The 17,176-nt window shown below is 71.2% G+C and carries 14 protein-coding genes; 9 read left to right on the top strand and 5 right to left on the bottom strand.

Features of this window, described 5'->3' with window-relative positions:
• The first annotated feature begins 23 nt into the window (after positions 1-23).
• From C2865_RS25265 to C2865_RS25255, 3 genes are all read left to right on the top strand, one after another.
• Positions 24-767, top strand: coding sequence for a phytanoyl-CoA dioxygenase family protein (locus C2865_RS25265; RefSeq protein ID WP_106401042.1), 744 nt, complete (start codon positions 24-26; stop codon positions 765-767).
• 119 nt (positions 768-886) lie between these two features.
• The gene (locus tag C2865_RS25260; RefSeq protein ID WP_106401041.1) at positions 887-2,266 is read left to right on the top strand and encodes a cytochrome ubiquinol oxidase subunit I; all 1,380 of its coding nucleotides are present in this window, start codon (positions 887-889) and stop codon (positions 2,264-2,266) included.
• A 2-nt stretch (positions 2,267-2,268) separates the two neighbouring features.
• Complete coding sequence (locus C2865_RS25255; RefSeq protein WP_106401040.1) at positions 2,269-3,297, top strand: cytochrome d ubiquinol oxidase subunit II; 1,029 nt, start codon at positions 2,269-2,271, stop codon at positions 3,295-3,297.
• A gap of 20 nt (positions 3,298-3,317) precedes the next feature.
• On the opposite strand, the gene C2865_RS25250 is transcribed toward C2865_RS25255, so the two are convergent.
• Entirely contained in the window at positions 3,318-4,073 is a 756-nt protein-coding gene (locus tag C2865_RS25250) for a TetR/AcrR family transcriptional regulator (protein ID WP_106401039.1), read from the bottom strand.
• Positions 4,074-4,122: 49 nt separating this feature from the next.
• On the opposite strand from C2865_RS25250, the gene C2865_RS25245 reads away from it, so the two are divergent.
• Together C2865_RS25245 and C2865_RS25240 are read left to right on the top strand one after the other, a co-directional pair.
• On the top strand, positions 4,123-5,091 hold the full coding sequence (locus tag C2865_RS25245; protein WP_106401038.1) for an ATP-binding cassette domain-containing protein: 969 nt from the start codon (positions 4,123-4,125) through the stop codon (positions 5,089-5,091).
• Positions 5,088-5,864: an ABC transporter permease gene (locus C2865_RS25240; RefSeq protein ID WP_106401037.1), complete on the top strand. Its 777-nt coding sequence runs from the start codon at positions 5,088-5,090 to the stop codon at positions 5,862-5,864. Before C2865_RS25245 ends, C2865_RS25240 begins: the two co-directional genes overlap by 4 nt.
• Here the strand turns inward: C2865_RS25240 and C2865_RS25235 are convergent.
• Positions 5,861-6,889, bottom strand: a complete 1,029-nt coding sequence (locus tag C2865_RS25235) for a hypothetical protein (protein ID WP_198653621.1) — start codon at positions 6,887-6,889, stop codon at positions 5,861-5,863. The two genes, C2865_RS25240 and C2865_RS25235, sit on opposite strands and share 4 nt — an antisense overlap.
• A gap of 133 nt (positions 6,890-7,022) precedes the next feature.
• Here C2865_RS25235 and C2865_RS25230 point away from each other — a divergent pair, with 133 nt between their 5' ends.
• Positions 7,023-7,655: a TetR/AcrR family transcriptional regulator gene (locus C2865_RS25230; protein ID WP_106401035.1), complete on the top strand. Its 633-nt coding sequence runs from the start codon at positions 7,023-7,025 to the stop codon at positions 7,653-7,655.
• Here C2865_RS25230 and C2865_RS25225 read toward each other — a convergent pair.
• Positions 7,647-8,591, bottom strand: a complete 945-nt coding sequence (locus C2865_RS25225; protein ID WP_198653580.1) for a LysR family transcriptional regulator — start codon at positions 8,589-8,591, stop codon at positions 7,647-7,649. The genes C2865_RS25230 and C2865_RS25225 overlap by 9 nt on opposite strands.
• Positions 8,592-8,669: 78 nt before the next feature.
• Here C2865_RS25225 and dnaE point away from each other — a divergent pair, with 78 nt between their 5' ends.
• Positions 8,670-12,272: a DNA polymerase III subunit alpha gene (gene dnaE, locus C2865_RS25220; RefSeq protein WP_106401033.1), complete on the top strand. Its 3,603-nt coding sequence runs from the start codon at positions 8,670-8,672 to the stop codon at positions 12,270-12,272.
• Between the two features lie 69 nt (positions 12,273-12,341).
• Positions 12,342-14,183, top strand: a complete 1,842-nt coding sequence (locus tag C2865_RS25215) for a DUF4132 domain-containing protein (protein WP_106401032.1) — start codon at positions 12,342-12,344, stop codon at positions 14,181-14,183.
• A 12-nt stretch (positions 14,184-14,195) separates the two neighbouring features.
• On the opposite strand, the gene C2865_RS25210 is transcribed toward C2865_RS25215, so the two are convergent.
• Positions 14,196-15,356: an acyl-CoA dehydrogenase family protein gene (locus tag C2865_RS25210; protein ID WP_106401031.1), complete on the bottom strand. Its 1,161-nt coding sequence runs from the start codon at positions 15,354-15,356 to the stop codon at positions 14,196-14,198.
• Between the two features lie 142 nt (positions 15,357-15,498).
• Between C2865_RS25210 and C2865_RS25205 the strand changes: the two genes are divergently transcribed.
• The gene (locus tag C2865_RS25205; protein WP_106401030.1) at positions 15,499-16,164 is read left to right on the top strand and encodes a TetR/AcrR family transcriptional regulator; all 666 of its coding nucleotides are present in this window, start codon (positions 15,499-15,501) and stop codon (positions 16,162-16,164) included.
• Positions 16,165-16,184: 20 nt separating this feature from the next.
• Here the strand turns inward: C2865_RS25205 and C2865_RS25200 are convergent, their stop codons facing one another.
• Positions 16,185-17,150, bottom strand: coding sequence for a helix-turn-helix transcriptional regulator (locus tag C2865_RS25200; protein WP_106401029.1), 966 nt, complete (start codon positions 17,148-17,150; stop codon positions 16,185-16,187).
• Positions 17,151-17,176: the final 26 nt, after the last annotated feature.

The raw sequence follows: 17,176 nt of genomic DNA, 5'->3' as shown, positions 1-17,176 counted from the left end.
ACACGGTCGTTAACGTGTCGGATATGAGTGTCATCGACATCGATCGATTCATCACCGACGGATTCGTCAAGCTGGAGGCGGCGGTCCCCCCGGAGACCGCCGACGCCGCCAGGGCGCTGCTGTGGCGGCGGATCGGCCTGTCGCCGCAGGATCCCTCCGGCTGGAAGGAGCCGGTCGTCTGGACCTCGGACCTCACCGGCGAAGGGCCCTTCGGACAGATCGTCCGAAGCCCGCGGCTGGCCGAGGCGCTGGACGGGCTCTGCGGGGCCGGCGGCTGGCACCCCCGCGGCTCACTCGGCATGACGCCCGTCCGGTTCCCCCTGCCCCCCGTCGCCGACGACCGGGGATGGCACATCGACGCCAACGCGCCGCAACCGGACGGCACCTACCTGTGCAGCGGGGAACCGGAGACGATGCTGCTGCTGACCCTGCTGTCGGACGTCGGCCCCGACGACGCGCCGACCCGCATCCGGATCGGATCGCACCGCGACGCGGCCGCGGCCATGGCCGGCCGCGTCCTCGACCCGTTCGAGGCCGGGCCGCTGGTGGACGCGGCCAGCTCCCACCGGCCGTCGGCCTACGCGACGGGCCGGGCGGGCGACATGTACCTGGTGCACCCCTTCACCGTCCACGCCGCCGACGAGCACCGGGGCCACGAGCCGAGGTTCATGTCCCAGGCCCCCGTTCCGCTGGCCGAACCCCTGACCCCGCAAGGACGCAGTGCGCTGGCCCGCGCCATCGCCGAGGAGGGCCATCTGGGTAGATGAGTCTTCAGTCCTTTTTGGTCTGATTCTCAGCGGTGAAATCCGCCCGGCGCCTTTACGCAGTAAAGTAAGGGATGGGTCGAGGTTTCCCGGCCGCACGTGTCAGCGCGCCCGCAGCGGCAATGCAGACCGCTGTGCTCGATCACCACGGCCTGGCGGCCGTCGCCGCGGCCGATCTCGGCGCGGCCCGCATGCAGATGGCCCTCTCCCTCGGCTGGCACATCGTCGTCGCCTGCCTCGGCGTGGGCATGCCGGCCATCACCCTGCTCGCCGAATGGCGCGGGCACCGCACCGGGGACGTGAACTACCGGCTGCTGGCCCGCCGCTGGGGCAGGGCGATGGGCGTGCTCTTCGCCGTCGGCGCGGTCTCGGGCACCATCCTCTCGTTCGAGATGGGACTGCTGTGGCCCGGCCTGATGGGCGTCTACGGCCAGGTCATCGGGCTGCCGTTCGCGCTCGAGGGCATCGCGTTCTTCATCGAGGCCATCTTCCTGGGCGTCTACCTGTACGCCTGGGACCGCCTCTCCCCCGGCAAGCACCTCCTCACGGGCATCCCCATCGTGCTGGCCGGAGTCGCCAGCGCCTTCTTCGTCGTCACCGCCAACGCCTGGATGCAGTACCCCACCGGATTCGACGTGCGGGACGGGCGCGTCGTGGCGGTCAGCCCGTGGGCGGCGATGTTCAACCCCGCCACTCCCCCGCAGACCGTCCACATGATCCTGGCCGCGTTCATGGTCGCCGGGTTCGGCATCGCCGGCGTCTACGCGGTGGCGATGCTGCGCGGGCGGCGCGACCGCTACCACCGCCTGGGCTTCCTCCTCCCCTTCACCGTCGCCGCGGTCATCACCCCCGTGCAGATCGGCGTCGGGGACTGGGCCGCGCACTTCGTCGCCGAGAGCCAGCCGGTCAAGCTGGCCGCCATGGAAGGCGTCTTCGAAACCGCCCGCGGCGTCCCGCTGCATCTGGGCGGCATCGCCGTCGACGGCGAGCTGCGCTACTCGCTGGAGATCCCCTACGGATTGTCGCTGCTGGCGCACTGGGACCCCCACGCCGAGATCATCGGGCTGAACGAGACTCCCCCCGCCGACCGGCCGCCGGTCAACGTGGTGCACTGGGCTTTCCAGATCATGGTGGGTCTCGGTTTCGCGCTGCTGCTCCTGTCGGCCTGGCTCGCCCTGTCCTGGTGGCGCCGCCGCGACCTGCCCGCCACCCCGTGGTTCCTGCGCGGCGCCGCGCTGTCCGGTGTCGCCGCCGTCCTGGCGCTGGAGGCCGGCTGGGTCGTCACCGAGGTCGGCCGCCAGCCCTGGATCGTCTACGGGATCATGCGCACCTCCGAGGCGGTCAACCCCGCCCCCGGGCTGGTCTGGGGGTTCGTCCTCGTCAGCGCCGTCTACGTCGTGCTGACCGCGGCGACCGTGTACGTGCTGCGGCGCATGGTGCGCGACAGGCCCGTGCCGCTCGCCCCGCAGGAACGCGACGTCGCAGAGTTCAAGGTGATCTGACCATGCCGCTGGCCGAGATCCTGCTGGTCGTACTTTGGATCGGGCTGACCGCCTACGTGCTGTTCGGGGGCGCCGACTTCGGCGGCGGGATATGGGACCTGCTGGCGGGAACCGCCGAACGGGGGCGGCCGCAACGCGACACGATCGAGCACTCCATCGGCCCCGTCTGGGAGACCAACCACGTCTGGCTGATCTTCGTCATCGTGATGGCCTGGACGGGCGTGCCCGCGGTGTTCGCCGCGATCGCCTCGACCCTCTACATCCCGCTGACCCTGGCGGCGCTGGGCATCATCGCCCGCGGCGCCGCGTTCGCCTTCCGCAAGGCCAGCACCCTGCTGTGGCAGCAGCGCCTGTTCGGCGCCGCGTTCGCGTTCTCCTCCGTGTTCACCCCCTTCTTCCTGGGCACCGTCGCCGGCGCGATCGCCTCCGGACGGGTGCCGCCCGGCATCGCGGCGGGCGACCTGCTCACCAGCTGGCTCAACCCCACCTCGCTCATCAGCGGCGCCCTGGCCGTGGGCACCGCCGCCTACCTGGCCGCCGTCTACCTGACCCGCGACGCGCAGCGGGGCGGGGACGAGGAGCTGGCCGAGACCTTCCGCCACCGCGCCCTGCTCGCCGGGACCGTCACCGGGCTGCTGTCGGCCGCGGGACTGCTGGTGCTGCACGCCGACGCCCCCCGGCTGTTCACCGAGCTGACCTCCGGCAAGGCACTGCCCCTGCTGCTCCTGTCGGTCGCGGCCGGGATCGTCTCACTCCCCCTGCTGTGGTGGCGCGCCTACCGCGCCGTGCGCGTCACGGCCGCCCTCGCCGTCACCGGCCTGCTGTGGGGCTGGGCCCTGGGCCAGTACCCGCGGCTCCTGCCGGGCGTCACCGTCCGGGACGCCGCCGCGACCGACGCCGTCCTGGCCGCCACCCTCGGCTCCCTGGCCGTGGGCTCCCTCCTCCTGCTGCCCTCCCTGTGGTGGCTGTACGCCACCTTCCAGAAAGAACCCGGAGGCACGACCCCCGACCGGGCGACGGCACACGACTGACGATCGCCTGCCTCGGCAGGCTAGGCCGGGCCCGGCGCCCTTCGCCTGATCAGGGCCTCGACGCCGTCGAGCAGCAGGTCGAGGCCGAAGACGAAGTCGGCGTCGTCCACCCAGCCTTCGGCGCCGCGCATGGCGCCCGAGCGCATCGCGGCCGACAGGGCCGGGTAGGCCTCGGGGTCGAGCAGGCCGGCGAGCACCTCGCCGTAGTCGGCGGCTCCGGTGATCGCCGCGTCCTCCATCTGCGGGTCACCGCTCCTGGCGCTGTGGATGATCGCGGCGTCGGTGAGCGCGTACCCGGTCAGGGTGGTGGCCACGTTGATCTTCTCGCCGTCGTCGAGCCCCGTGCCGTCGAGGGAGGCCAGCACGCGGTCGAGCCACAGCAGCCTCCGCGGGCCCAGCGGCGGGACGAACGCGCCGACGGACAGCACCCACGGGTGCTCCAGCACGAGGTCGCGGTGGGTCCGGGTCCACAGGGCGAGGTAGTCGCGCCAGTGCATGCCCGCCGGCTCGGGCGGCGGCGGGGCGACGCCGTCGGCCATGGCGGTGAGCAGGTCCTCCTTGCTGTCCACGTACCGGTAGAGCGCCGTCGCCGCCACCCCGACCCGTGAGGCGACGGCCGCCATGGAGACACCGGCCAGGCCCTCGGCGTCGGCGATCTCGATGGCGGCGGCGGTGATCGCGGCCAGGTCCAGCCGCGGCCGCGGCCCCCGGCGCGTCACCGGCTCGCGCCCCCACATGCGCTCCAACACGGACGGCAACCGCCGCTCCTGCGCCATCGAGATTCCTCCTTGACCGGCTCCCAGGATTGTGCACTACTTTAAAACTATGACGCTCATACACAGTACGACATTCACAGATGGCGTTCACGCCCGGGGACTGACGAAGTCCTTCGGCACGACCCGGGTGCTGGCCGGGATCGACCTGACCGTGCCCACCGGCTCGCTGCTGGCCCTGCTCGGCCCCAACGGCTCGGGCAAGACCACCACGGTGCGCATCCTGACCACGCTGCTCGCCCCCGACGGCGGCACCGCCGCGGTGGGCGGGCACGACGTCACGCGCGAGGGCGCGGCAGTGCGCCGGGTGATCGGCCTGACCTCCCAGCAGGCCACGGTGGACGATCTGCTCACGGGGCGGGAGAACCTGGAGCTGTTCGCGGGCCTGTACCACCTGGGCCGGCGGCAGGCGCGGCAGCGGGCGCAGGAGCTCCTGGAGCGCTTCGACCTGGCCGCGGCCGCGAACCGGCGGGTCGCGGCCTACTCCGGCGGGATGCGGCGGCGGCTCGACCTGGCGGCGAGCATGGTGTCGCAGCCGCGGATCCTCTTCCTCGACGAGCCCACGACCGGGCTCGACCCGCGCAGCAGGGCCGAGCTGTGGTCGGTGATCCGCGAACTGCTGGCCTCCGGCACCACCATCCTGCTCACCACGCAGTACCTGGAGGAGGCCGACCAGCTCGCCGACCGCGTCGTGGTCATCAACGGCGGCCGCGTCGTGGCCGACGACTCCCCCGCCGCCCTGAAGCGCCAGGTCGGCACCGAACGCCTGGTCCTGCGCCTGGCCCGGCCCGAGGACGTATCGCGCGCCAGGTCCGCGCTCGGCGAGACGGCGGCCGGCGGCGCGGCCGGAGCACCCCCGGACACGGGGGCGCGCGAGGTCACGCTGGCCGTCCAGGGCCCCGACCACCTGCGCCACACGCTGGACCTGCTGCACCGCGCGGACATCGCCGTCGAGCACGTGGCGCTGCGCACCCCCACCCTCGACGACGTCTTCTTCGAGTTCACGGAGGCCGCGGCATGAGCACCGCCCTCATCTCCGCAGGAGACCTGCGCCTCCTCGTCGTCCGCAACCTGCGCCGCGAGGCGCGCCTCATCGACGGCCTCATCGTGAACATGGCCCTGCCCGTGATCATCATGGTGCTGTTCGTGTACGTCTTCGGCGGGGCGATCACCACCGGCTCCAGCGGGCTGGACTACATCGACTTCGTGGTGCCCGCCGTCCTGCTGATGGCCGGCGGGTACGGCGCCGCGCTGACCGCGGTGAACATCTCCGAGGACATGACCGGAGGCATGATCGACCGCTTCCGCACCCTGCCGGTCGGCGGCTGGGTGGTCCCCGCCGGGCACGTGGTCGCCTCGGTGGTCCGCAACGTGGCGGCGTGCGGATTCTCCCTGGTCGCCGCGATCCTCCTGGGTTTCCGGCCGGACGCCGCGCCCGTCGACTGGATCCTGGTACTGGCCGTGGTGGCGGGGTACGTCCTGGCGATGTCGTCGCTGGCGGTGCTCTGGGGGCTGCTGGTCGATTCGTCCCAGGCCGCCGGCGCGTTCAGCTTCGTCGTGCTCTTCCTGCCGTACCTGTCGGACGGCATCGTGCCGGCCGAGACCATGCCGGGCGTGCTGCGCGACTTCGCCTACAACCAGCCGGTCACGCCGATCGTGGAGACGCTCCGCTCCCTGCTCCTCGACCAGCCGATGGGCTCGTCCGGAGCCGTGACCGCGGCCTGGCTCGCGGGCACGGTGCTGCTCAGCGCGCCGATCGCGGCGTTCCTGTTCCGCCGCAGGACCTCCGCCTAGGGAACGGCGGACGCACGCACCTCCCGGTAGAACTCGGCGAGGGCCGCGAACGCGGACTTGGGTTCCCACGGCATGTCGGGGTAGGTGTCCCCGCGGCGGTCCTCGAAGACCTTGACGATGCCGTAGCTCGCCAGGTCGAGGTCGTCGCGGGGGTCGCCGCCGGGGCGGTGCGGGTGGTCGTAGAGCGCGAAGAGGAACACGAAGGCGCTGTCGACGCCCTCGGTTTCGAAGACCTCCAGCAGTTCACGCAGGTACGCGGCCTGGCCGTCCTCGTCGCGGGCGTACTCCCCGACCAGGCGCAGCGGCGCGCCGGTGCCCGCGGCGTACTCGACGATCTCCAGGCCGCGGGCTCCCCTGTCGCCCGCGCCGCGGAAGCAGGCGGACCCGAACTCGGTGATCGCGACCGGTTTCCCCTGCGCGACGAGGGTGCGGACGCCCTCGGTGAACCGGTCGGCGATCTCGGCGGACCGGTAGAGGTCCATGGACACGATGTCGAAGGGCGTCCAGTCGACAGAGTCCAGCGGTACGGCGGCGTAGGTGACCTTCCCGGCGAAGTGTCCGCGGACGAGGGCGACGGCCTCGCCGAGGAAGCCGTTGACCCGCGCGCCGATCCCGGCGATCCGCTCGCGCGGGAGATCCGACCGGGTCAGCGGCTCGAGCCGCTTCGCCAGTGTGTCCCCGGGCAGGAACTCCCTGCTCATCAGGCTCAGCTCGGCGCCGGTCACGAACACGATCCGGCCGCCCCGCCGCCGGAGCCGCTCCGCCCGTTCGGCGCAGTCGGCGAACAGCGGCAGCATCTCCCGGGCGGTCAGTTCGAGCGGATAGGGCGAGAACCAGACCTCCAGGCCCAGATCGACGGCGAACGACGCGGCGAGCTCCATCCGCTCCGGGTCGCCGCCGATGACGCGGACCGCGGTGCAGTGCAGGTCGTCGCGGATGATGCGCAGTTCGCGCTCGACGGTCTGCGGGTCGAAGCGCTCGCGGGAGTTCCTCCCGTCGACGACGAAGCCGGTGTCGTAGGTGATGCCCTTGGCGCGCATAGGTCCGCCCTTCCGGAGGCGCTTCAGAAATAAGGTACGTAACGTACCTTATTTGCCCCGTGCGCTACGTCAAGTCCAGCATGGGAAGGAACGGCGGGTACCGAACGGGAGAGAGGCCATGGCGGACGACCCCACGAGACGGCCGGGTTCCCGGCGGCGCGGCGCCGCCCTGGAGGAGGCGATCCTGCGCGCCGCGGCCGAGGAGCTCACCGAATCCGGGTACGCCGGGCTGACCATGGACCGGGTCGCCCGGCGCGCCGGCACGAACAAGAACGCGATATACCGCCGCTGGCCCGACCGCCTCGCGCTCGGCGCCGCCGCCTACCGGCGGCTGACCACCGCGGTCCGGCCTCCCGACACCGGCGTCCTGCGCGAGGACGCCCTCGAGCTGCTCCGTATGGCGAACCGCCACTGGAGTTCCCCGCTCGGGGGGATCCTGCGCGAACTGATAGCCGCGGCGGGGGGCGCCTCGGAGATGTTGTCCCAGTTCCCGGAACAGTCCGCCGACACCGTGGCCGCCACATGGCTGACCGTCCTGGGGCGCGCGGTCGCGCGCGGAGAGGCCTCTCCCGAAGCGCTCCATCCGCGCGTCGCCACCGTGGCCATCGTCCTGCTGCGCAACGAGTTCGTCGTACGAGGCGTCCCCACCGCCCCCGACGAGGTCCTCGTCGAGATCGTCGACGAGGTGTACCTGCCGCTGGTGCGCCGCAGGGGCCCCGCCCCCGCCGGGGCGGTCACCCGCTCATCGTGACGGGGGTGCGGCGAAGAGCGCGTGGTCGGGAGCCGGAAGCCACTGGCGTCGTGGGTCGAACGGCCGGTAGCCGTCCTTGATGTGGCGGGCGAGCAGGTCCAGGACCGGGTGCCGGTTCTGGCGGTGGCGGAGCAGCGACCAGGGGTAGACGGGAACGGGGTCGACGAGGGGGATCCGGACGGTGTCCGGGTGCCAGGGGAGCCGCGACCTCTCCCCGACGAGGCTCACCAGCCCGCCGGTGCCGACTCCCGCCACGAAGTGCTCGTAGCCGAAGTTGGGACCGGACGTGTCGATCCGGATGTCGAAGGCCTCGCCGAGGAGGCAGTGGTATTCGGCCCATTCGCTTCCAGCGGCGTTGCCGGGCATCCACACGGTGGAGCCGGACAGCTGCGCCGTCTCCACCTTCCGCCGGCCGGCGAACGGATGGTCGCGGCCGACCAGGAGGTGCACCGGTTCCAGGTATGCCGACAGGCACACGAGGTCCTCTTCCATCACTCCGCTGACGCGGCAGAAGGCCGCGTCCACGGATCCGCGGCTGAGCGTGTCACGTGCGGACCTGAGCCCTTCCGAGGTGATGATCTCGATCTTCGCCTCCTCGACGGACTCGTAGAAGCCCTGGACCAGGTCGATGGCCGCCGTGCGGGTGTCCAGCACGTCGACCCGAAGCGCGCGGCGCCGTCCGCGCAGCAGGGAGAGGGCCTGGTCGGCGGCGCCGACGAGGGCGCGCGCGTGGGTGAGGAACGCCCTGCCGTCCTCGGTGAGGTCCGCTCCCGTGCGGGAGCGGGACAGCAGCCGCATGCCGAGGTCCGATTCCAGTTTCGCGATGCGTTTGGAGACGGCCTGCTGGCTGATCCCCAGCCTGGCCGCGGCCTCGCTGAAGTACCTGTCCTCGGTGACGGCGACGAAGGCGCGCACCGCCGCCAGATCAAGATCCACCGCCCCCTCTTGCACAACTGACGGTTGTGTTGGATCGGCGTGTCGATTGTTGGACAAGTGCATCACACCTCGGGTCGAATGCTCGGGTTCCCGAGCAATCTACAACCAGAGGATGTGTTTACAGTGCGCTCCTTCGTGCATCTCCACGTGCACACCGAGTACAGCATGCTCGACGGCGCCGCCAAGATCGGCCCGCTGATGGAGGAGGTGGCCCGGCAGGGGATGCCCGCCGTGGCGATGAGCGACCACGGCAACGTGCACGGCGCGTACGAGTTCTACCGCTCGGCGGGCAGGGCCGGCGTCAAGCCGGTCATCGGCATCGAGGCCTATGTCGCGCCCGCGTCCCGGTTCCGCAGGGAAGCGGTGTACTGGAGCGACGACCCCGCGCTGCGCAGGTCCGACGACGACACCGGCAAGGGCGGTGACGTCTCGGGCCGCGGCCTCTACACCCATATGACGATGTGGGCCGCGGACGCCGGGGGGCTGCGGAACCTGTTCCGGCTCCAGTCCCTGGCGTGGCTCGAAGGCCACGTGCAGAAGTATCCCCGGATGGACGACGAGCTGCTCGCCGAGCACGGCGAGGGCATCATCGCCACGACCGGCTGCCCCTCGGGCGCGGTGCAGACCCGGCTGCGTCTGGGCCAGTACGAGGAGGCCCTCTCGACGGCCGCCGGATACCGGGACGTCTTCGGGAAGGAGAACTACTTCCTGGAGCTGATGGACCACGGCATCGCCATCGAGCGCCGGGTCCGCGACGACCTGCTGCGGATCGGGAAGGAGCTGGACCTGCCGCCGCTGGCCACCAACGACTCCCACTACGTGACCGAGAGCCAGGCGGAGGCGCACGACGCGCTCCTGTGCATCGGCACCGGCAAGCAGCTCGCCGATCAGAAGCGGTTCCGGTTCTCCGGGAGCGGCTACTTCATCAAGACCGCAGAGCAGATGAGGACCCTGTGGGACGCGGAGGTCCCTGGCGCGTGCGACAACACACTCCTCATCGCCGAGCGCGTCGGCGATTACGGCGAGGTGTTCGCCCACCGGAACCTGATGCCGAGATTCCCCGTCCCCGAAGGGGAGAGCGAGTCCTCCTGGCTGCGGAAGGAGGCCCTGGCGGGCGCGCACCGCCGCTACAAGGGCGACCCGCCGCAGGAGGTCCTGGACCGCATCGACTACGAACTGTCGGTGATCGACGGCATGGGCTTCCCGGGTTACTTCCTCGTGGTCGCCGACATCTGCCGGTACGCCCGTGCGAACGGCATCGGCCTCGGTCCGGGCCGCGGGTCGGCGACCGGGTCGATGGTCTCCTACTGCACGGGCATCACCGAACTCGACCCGATCGAGCACAAGCTGATCTTCGAACGCTTCCTCAACCCCGAGCGCGTCACGATGCCCGACGTCGACCTGGACTTCGACGACCGCCGCCGGGACGAGATGATCCATTACGTCACGCAGAAGTACGGGGACGACCGGGTGTGCCAGATCGTCACCTTCGGCACCATCAAGGCGAAGGCCGCCGTGAAGGACTCCTGCCGGGTCCTGGGCTACCCGTACGCGCTCGGCGACCGCATCACCAAGGCGTTCCCCGCGGCCGTCGGCGGCAAGGAGATCCCGCTGTCGGCCATCCGCGACGAGAGCCACCCCCGCCACGGCGAGGCCGCCGAGCTGCGGAGGATGTACGAGGAGGAAGCCGACGTCAGGCGGATCATCGACACGGCCGTGGGCGTGGAGGGCCTGACCCGCGGCACCGGCGTCCACGCCGCCGGCGTGATCCTGTCGGCCGAACCGCTGATCGGCGTGCTCCCCCTGGCGAAGCCGAAACAGGACGGCCCGGTCGTCACCGGTTTCCCCTTCACGCAGGCCGAGGACATGGGCCTGCTCAAGATGGACTTCCTCGGACTGCGCAACCTCACCGTCATCAATGACGCGATCGCCAACGTCAGGGCGAACAAGGGCGTCGAGATCGACATCCTCGACGTCCCCCTCGACGACGAGCGGACCTACAGGCTCCTCGCGCGCGGCGACACGCTCGGGGTGTTCCAGCTCGACAGCGGCGGGATGCGGACCCTGCTGCGGCTGATGCAGCCGACGGTGTTCACCGACATCGCCGCGGTCTCCGCCCTGTACCGGCCGGGACCGATGGAGATGAACGCCCACACCAACTACGCGCTCCGCAAGACCGGCAAGCAGAAGGTCGAGCCGATCCACCCGGAGCTCGCGGAGGCGCTGGAGCCGATCCTGGGCGACACCTACCACCTCGTGGTCTTCCAGGAGCAGGTCATGGCGATCGCCCAGCAGCTCGCCGGCTACTCCCTCGGCGGCGCCGACATGCTGCGCCGCGCGATGGGCAAGAAGAAGAAGGACGTCCTGGACGCCGAATGGGGCAGGTTCTCCGCGGGCATGCGGGAGCGAGGCTTCTCCGACGAGGCCGTCAAGGCCGTATGGGACGTCCTCGTCCCGTTCTCCGGATACGGCTTCAACAAGTCCCACACCGCCGGGTACGGCCTCGTGTCCTACTGGACGGCCTACCTCAAGGCCAACCATCCCGCCGAGTACCTCGCCGCGCTGCTCACCTCGGTCGGCGACGACAAGGACAAGATGGCGGTCTACCTGTCGGACTGCCGCCGCCTCGGCATCAAGGTGCTGCCCCCGGACGTCAACGAGAGCGCGCAGGACTTCACCGCCGTCGGGCAGGACATCCGCTTCGGTCTCGGCGCGATCCGCAACGTCGGCACGGGCGTCATCGACGCCATCGTGGAGGCCCGCCGCGCGAAGGGCGGCTACACCGACTTCGGCGACTTCCTGGCCAAGGTCCCACCGGTCGTCTGCAACAAGCGCGTCATCGAATCGCTGGCGAAGGCCGGTGCGTTCGACGGGCTCGGCCACCGGCGCAAGGCCCTCGTCCTGGTCCATGAACAGGCCATCGACGCGATCATCGACGTCAAACGCAACGAGGCGCGCGGCCAGGACTGCCTCTTCGGCGCCTCCGACGGGCCCGGTGGCGGCGCCGGCGACGCGTTCTCGATCACGGTCCCCGCGGAGGAGTGGGACAAGAACACTCTGCTGTCCCTCGAACGCGAGATGCTCGGCCTGTACGTCTCCGCCCACCCTCTGGACGGCGTCGAGCGGGTCCTGGAGGCCAACCGCGACACCACGATCGCCCGCCTCCTGGCCTCCGGCCGTACGGACGGTTTCGTCAAGGTGGCCGGGATCGTCTCAGGCCTGCAGCGCAAGGTCACCAAGCAGGGCAACCCGTGGGCGATCGCCGTCCTGGAGGACCACGACGCCTCGGTGGAGTGCCTGGTCTTCCCCAAGGCCTACATGCTGTACGGCGAGGCCCTCGCCGAGGACCGCGTGATCTCCGCGCGGGGCCGGATCAACACCCGCGACGAGACGGTGAGCCTCTACGTCGAGGAGATCACCCCGATCGACGTCTCCCCGGCCGGCGCCGAACCCCCCGTGGTGATCTCCATCCAAGAGGCCCGGGTGAGCGCCCGGCTCGTCCAGGAGCTCAAGCACATCCTGACCACCCACCCGGGCCGTGCTCCCGTCCACATGCTCGTGCACCGCCACAACGCCAAGAGCGTGCTGCTGGACCTGGAGCCCTTCCAGGTCACGCCCGACCCCTCCTTCTACGGCGACGTCAAAGCACTGCTCGGCTCCGACGCGATCGGCGGAGCATGAAGTCGGGCGGCGGAGGACGCGGGATCGGGCCGCTCGCAGAATGTCGTACCGGGTCGCGAGGATGTCCGTGTGATCGAGGAGCTCGCGGAAGCGCCCGGGGTGTGGCTCCCCACGGGGGACGGACATGAGGTGGTCTTCGACGGGGAGCGGGTGAACGCCCGGCCGGTCGGAGGACGACCGCTGAACCACCTGCCGTCGAAGGTCGAGGACACTCCGGTGGGACGGCGTTTCCGCTGGCTTTCGGACGACGTCTGGCGGCATCGCTGGAACTGCTGGGACGTCGTCGAGGCGTGGATGACCGGCGGCCATGCCCTTCCGTCGGCGCTGCTGGCCGCGCTGTGGCCCGACCGGTACTGGCGCGAGTCGCTCGACGGGGTGTTCGTCACCGGTCCGGACGGCGGCCGCGGGTTCCTGCGCCGCATCGACGCCGGGGGCGTCCACCTGACGGGGACGGACGGCAGGGAGGTCACGGTGGGCTGGACGGCGGCCGTCATCACCCACCCGGTCCTGCTGGACGACCTCGACGAGCTGCGCGAGACCGCGTCCCGGCTCGGGATCGGCCAATTCCTCCGCCAGCTCGGTCGGGACGTGCACCGCAGGCCGCGGACGCTCGAGGGGAACGCCGTCACCGACTACGCGGGCCTGGAGATCCCCAGGCTGGCGAGGGCTTGGCAGCGGCCCGGCCGCTACCGCGTGGTCGGCGGGTACGTCGTCCTGGACCTGGTGAACCGGGGCGAGCCCGTCCAGGCACGCTACTGGATCGGTACGGGCAGACACAACGCCCGTACCGTGACGGGGCACCTGATCTGGGTCGGCGCGGGAGAGCGGATCCTGGCGCTGGAAGAGGTGGATGCCGTCGCCTGGTCCGAGGGCGTCCGGATGGCCGAGCGCGTCCACGACCGCGACCGGTACCTGCAGGAGGGCGAAGGCGAGCCCGTCGGGCGTCCGTGGCGGCCGCAGCGGGAGGACGTCCGGCCGCCGGGTCCGGCCGCCGCCCTGGCGGCGGGTCTGCTGCCGGTGGCCGAGACCGAGGGCGTCCTGGTGCGACCGCGCGCGTACCCGCACCCCCTGCTGGGCGATGAGCCGATGGTGCGGCTGGTCGATGACGGGATCGCGGCGGCCCTGGACGCGCTCCTGGCTTCGCGGGGTTTCGGCACGCCGACCGTCGGCGATCCCGTCGGACGCGGGGTCGGCGCGGAGCCGCTCTACCCGCTGTGGGCCGTCGTGCACGACCAGAAGAACGCCGGTCTCGCGTTCGCCGCCATGAACACGCTCGGGCGAGTGGAGCAGCAGGTCCGCCTGTCCCGGCACTATCCGGCGCACCTGAAGCCCTCGGCATTGCTCGCGGAGTTCGAGGAGATCGCCGGACGACTGCCCTCCCACCACCTGCCGGCGTTCTGGGACAGGGCAGGGCGGATGGTGCTGGAAACCCGAAACGCCTCGCTGGCCGCCAGACTGTTCGCCAGGGCTCGTGAGAGCGAGAAGGCGGCAGGAATCACGCTCGACGCAGAGCCGCGCCGACGCGTGTATGCGGCGTTCGCGGCATACGGAGGAATCAAGCCTTCGGCGCTGGCCGCGTACGCGCGCACGCTCAAACGCACCGACCCCGCGGCCGCGCACGCCGAGTTGTCGGCCCTCATGGTGAGGTCCGCCGCCGCAGGCGTGATGCCCGCACCGTCCCTGCCGCCCCTGCTCGCCGCGTTCGCCAAGGCGGCCGGTCTGCCACCGGCCGAGACCGACCGCCCCTGGGAGACGTTCTCGGCGCTGCCCTCCGCGGCGAACGCGTCCGCCGCCTTCTGGGAGGCGGCGGCACCGGCCCTGCTCACCGCCGCGAACCGGTCCCCCGAGGCCGCCCGCGGGCTGTTGGAACATCTGCCGCGCGCAGCAGCCGGAGCAGACGGCCGACGGTGAGGCCTTCCGGGACTATTTGAGGAGTTGGCGGGCCATGACGAGGCGCTGGATCTGGTTGGTGCCCTCGTAGATCTGGGTGATCTTGGCGTCGCGCATCATGCGTTCGACGGGGAAGTCGCGGGTGTAGCCGGCGCCGCCGAGGGCCTGGACGGCGTCGACGGTCACGCGCATGGCGACGTCGGAGGCGTGGCACTTGGCCGCTGCACCGAAGAAGGTGAGGTCGTCGTCGCCGCGTTCGGACTTGGCGGCGGCGACGTAGACCATCTGGCGGGCCGTCTCGACGGCCATGGCCATGTCGGCGAGCATGAACTGCAGGCCCTGGAACTCGGCGATGGCCTTGCCGAACTGCTTGCGCTCCTTGACGTAGTCCACGGCGACGTCCAGCGCACCCTGGGCGATGCCGACGGCCTGGGCGCCGATGGTGATCCGGGTGTGGTCGAGGGTGCGCAGCGCGATCTTGAGGCCTTCGCCGGGCTTGCCGACCATGCGGTCGCCGGGGATGCGGACGTCGTCGAAGTGCAGTTCGCGGGTCGGGGAGCCCTTGATGCCCAGCTTGTGCTCGGGGGCGCCGAACCCGAAACCGGGGTCGGACTTCTCCACGACGAACGCGCTGACGTTCGCGCCGCGCCTGCCGTCGGGGTCGGTGACCGCGAGCACGGTGTAGTAGTCGGAGACGCCGGCGTTGGTGATCCACGCCTTGTGGCCGGACAGGATCCAGTCATCGCCGTCGGCGACCGCCCGGCACTTCATGGACGCGGTGTCGGAGCCCGCCTCGCGCTCGGACAAGCCGTAGGAGAACGCCGCCTCGCCGCGCGCCAGCGGCGGCAGGTACTTCTGCTTGACCTCCTCCGAGGCGGCAAGGATCAGCGGCAGGCTGCCGAGCTTGTTCACCGCGGGGATGAGGGAGGACGACGCGCAGGCACGGGCGACCTCCTCGATGACGATGCAGGTCGCCAGGGCGTCCGCGCCGACCCCTCCGTACTCCTCGGGCACGTGCGGCGCGTGGAAGTCCGAGGCGATCAGGGCCTCGTAGGCGGCCTGCGGGAACTCCGCCCGCTCGTCGGCCTCCGCGGCGTGCGGGGCGATCTTGTCGCGGGCCACCGCGCTCACGGCCTCCCGCAGCGCCTCGTGGTCCTCGGAGATGCGGAACAGGTCGAAGCCTGCGTCGTTCATCGGGATTCCCTTCGGATCGGAAGGCGTCCGGCTGCCGATACTGAGTACCATAATTAAGGTACTCAGTACCATGACGGATGGCAACCTCTCCGCCGCCGTCGCCCTCCCGTAAGGTCGCGGCGGCAGAGTCGAGGAGCAGCAGATGGCAGAGCACACCGCCCGGGAACGCCTCAGGGAGGCCGCCTTCGCGCTGTTCGAGGAGCGCGGTTACGAACGCACGACGGTCGACGACATCACCGAGCGGGCCGGGGTGGGCCGCTCGACGTTCTTCCGCACCTTCCGGTCCAAGGAAGACGTCGTCTTCCCCGACCACGACGCGCTGATCACCGCCGTCCGGGCCCGCCTGGCCGGATCCACGCGGGAGACCGCCCTCGTGGCGATCCGCGAGGCGGCGCGGCTGGTGCTCCTGCACTACCTCGACGAAGGGGAACTGGCGCTGGCCCGGTACCGGCTGACCCGCAGCGTCCCCGCGCTACGGGACCGGGAGAGCACCGGCACCCTGCAGTACCAGCGGGCGTTCCGCGAGTTCGCCCACACCTGGATGGGCGGCGGCGAGGACACCGCCCTGCGGGCCGAACTCATGGCGGCCGCCGTGGTGACCGCCCACAACCACGTGCTCCGCCGCTGGCTGCGCGGCCTGACGAAGCGGCCCGAAGCGGAGTTCGACGCCGCCATGGCCCCCACCATCGCGCTCTTCACCGAACCCGCCGCCGAAGGCGACAGCGGATCGATCGTCGTGTTCCGCACCACCGAGAACCTCGACGCGATCCTGCCCGCGCTCCGCGGCATCCTCGGCGAACCCGGCTGAACTCGCCGGGCCCGCCGGGGTCACCCGGCGGAAGGCGAGGGAAGCGCCTCGGTGAGCCGTGTGGTGAGCGTGCGGATGTGCTCGATCAGCTCAGGCGGTTCGTGAACGGTGAAGGGCACCCCTGCCAGCGCCACCCACAAGGCCAGTTCGTCGAGCGAGTTGGAGCCGCACGTCAACGTGCAGGTCCGCTCGTCGACGGGTTCGACCGTGCCCGTCGTCGGGGCGATGTGCCGGCTCACGGCCTCGGCGGGCGCGTCCATGGTGAAGCGGCCCTGGTAGCGGTAGGGCGAGCTCGATATCGCACGGGAGGTGTATCCGGCGAGATCGGTGGCGGGCGGGTCGCGGGGGACGAAGCGGGGACCGTTGGGTGTGCGGAGGGTGAGTCGGTCGAGGCGGAAGGTGCGCCAGTCCGCGCGCTCGACGTCGTAGGCGACCAGGTACCAGCGGCGGCCGGTGGCCACGAGGCGGTGCGGCTCCGCCAGGCGCCTGCTCTGCGCCCCGTCGTGCGCGCGGTAGACGAACCGCAGGGTCTCGTGGTCGCGGCAGGCGGCCGTGATCGCGGTCAGGACGTCCGGATCGACCGCGGACCCGCCCGCCGCCAGGGGAACGGTCATCGACTGCAGCGCGTGGACGCGGTGGCGCAGCCGGGACGGCAGCACCCGCTCCAGCTTGGCCAGTGCCCGCACCGAGCTGTCCTCGATACCGGTCACCGCCAGGCCCGCGGCGGTGCGCAGCCCCAGGGCGACCGCCACCGCCTCCTCGTCGTCCAGCAGCAGCGGCGGCAGGTCGGCGCCGGCGCCGAGCCTGTACCCGGACGCTCCCGCGACGGCGTGCACGGTGTACCCGAGCTCGCGCAGCCGGTCGACGTCGCGGCGGATGGTGCGCGGGCTCACGTCGAGCCGGTCGGCCAGCTCCGGGCCCGACCAGGAGCGGGGTGTCTGCAGCAGCGACAACAAGCGGAGCAGGCGGGCCGAGGTCTCCAACATGCCTTCACTATGCCATCCACCTAGGA

This window comes from Actinocorallia populi, from assembly GCF_002995495.1.
Lineage (GTDB): Bacteria > Actinomycetota > Actinomycetes > Streptosporangiales > Streptosporangiaceae > Actinocorallia > Actinocorallia populi.
This window is presented reverse-complemented; position numbering and strand designations above follow the sequence as displayed.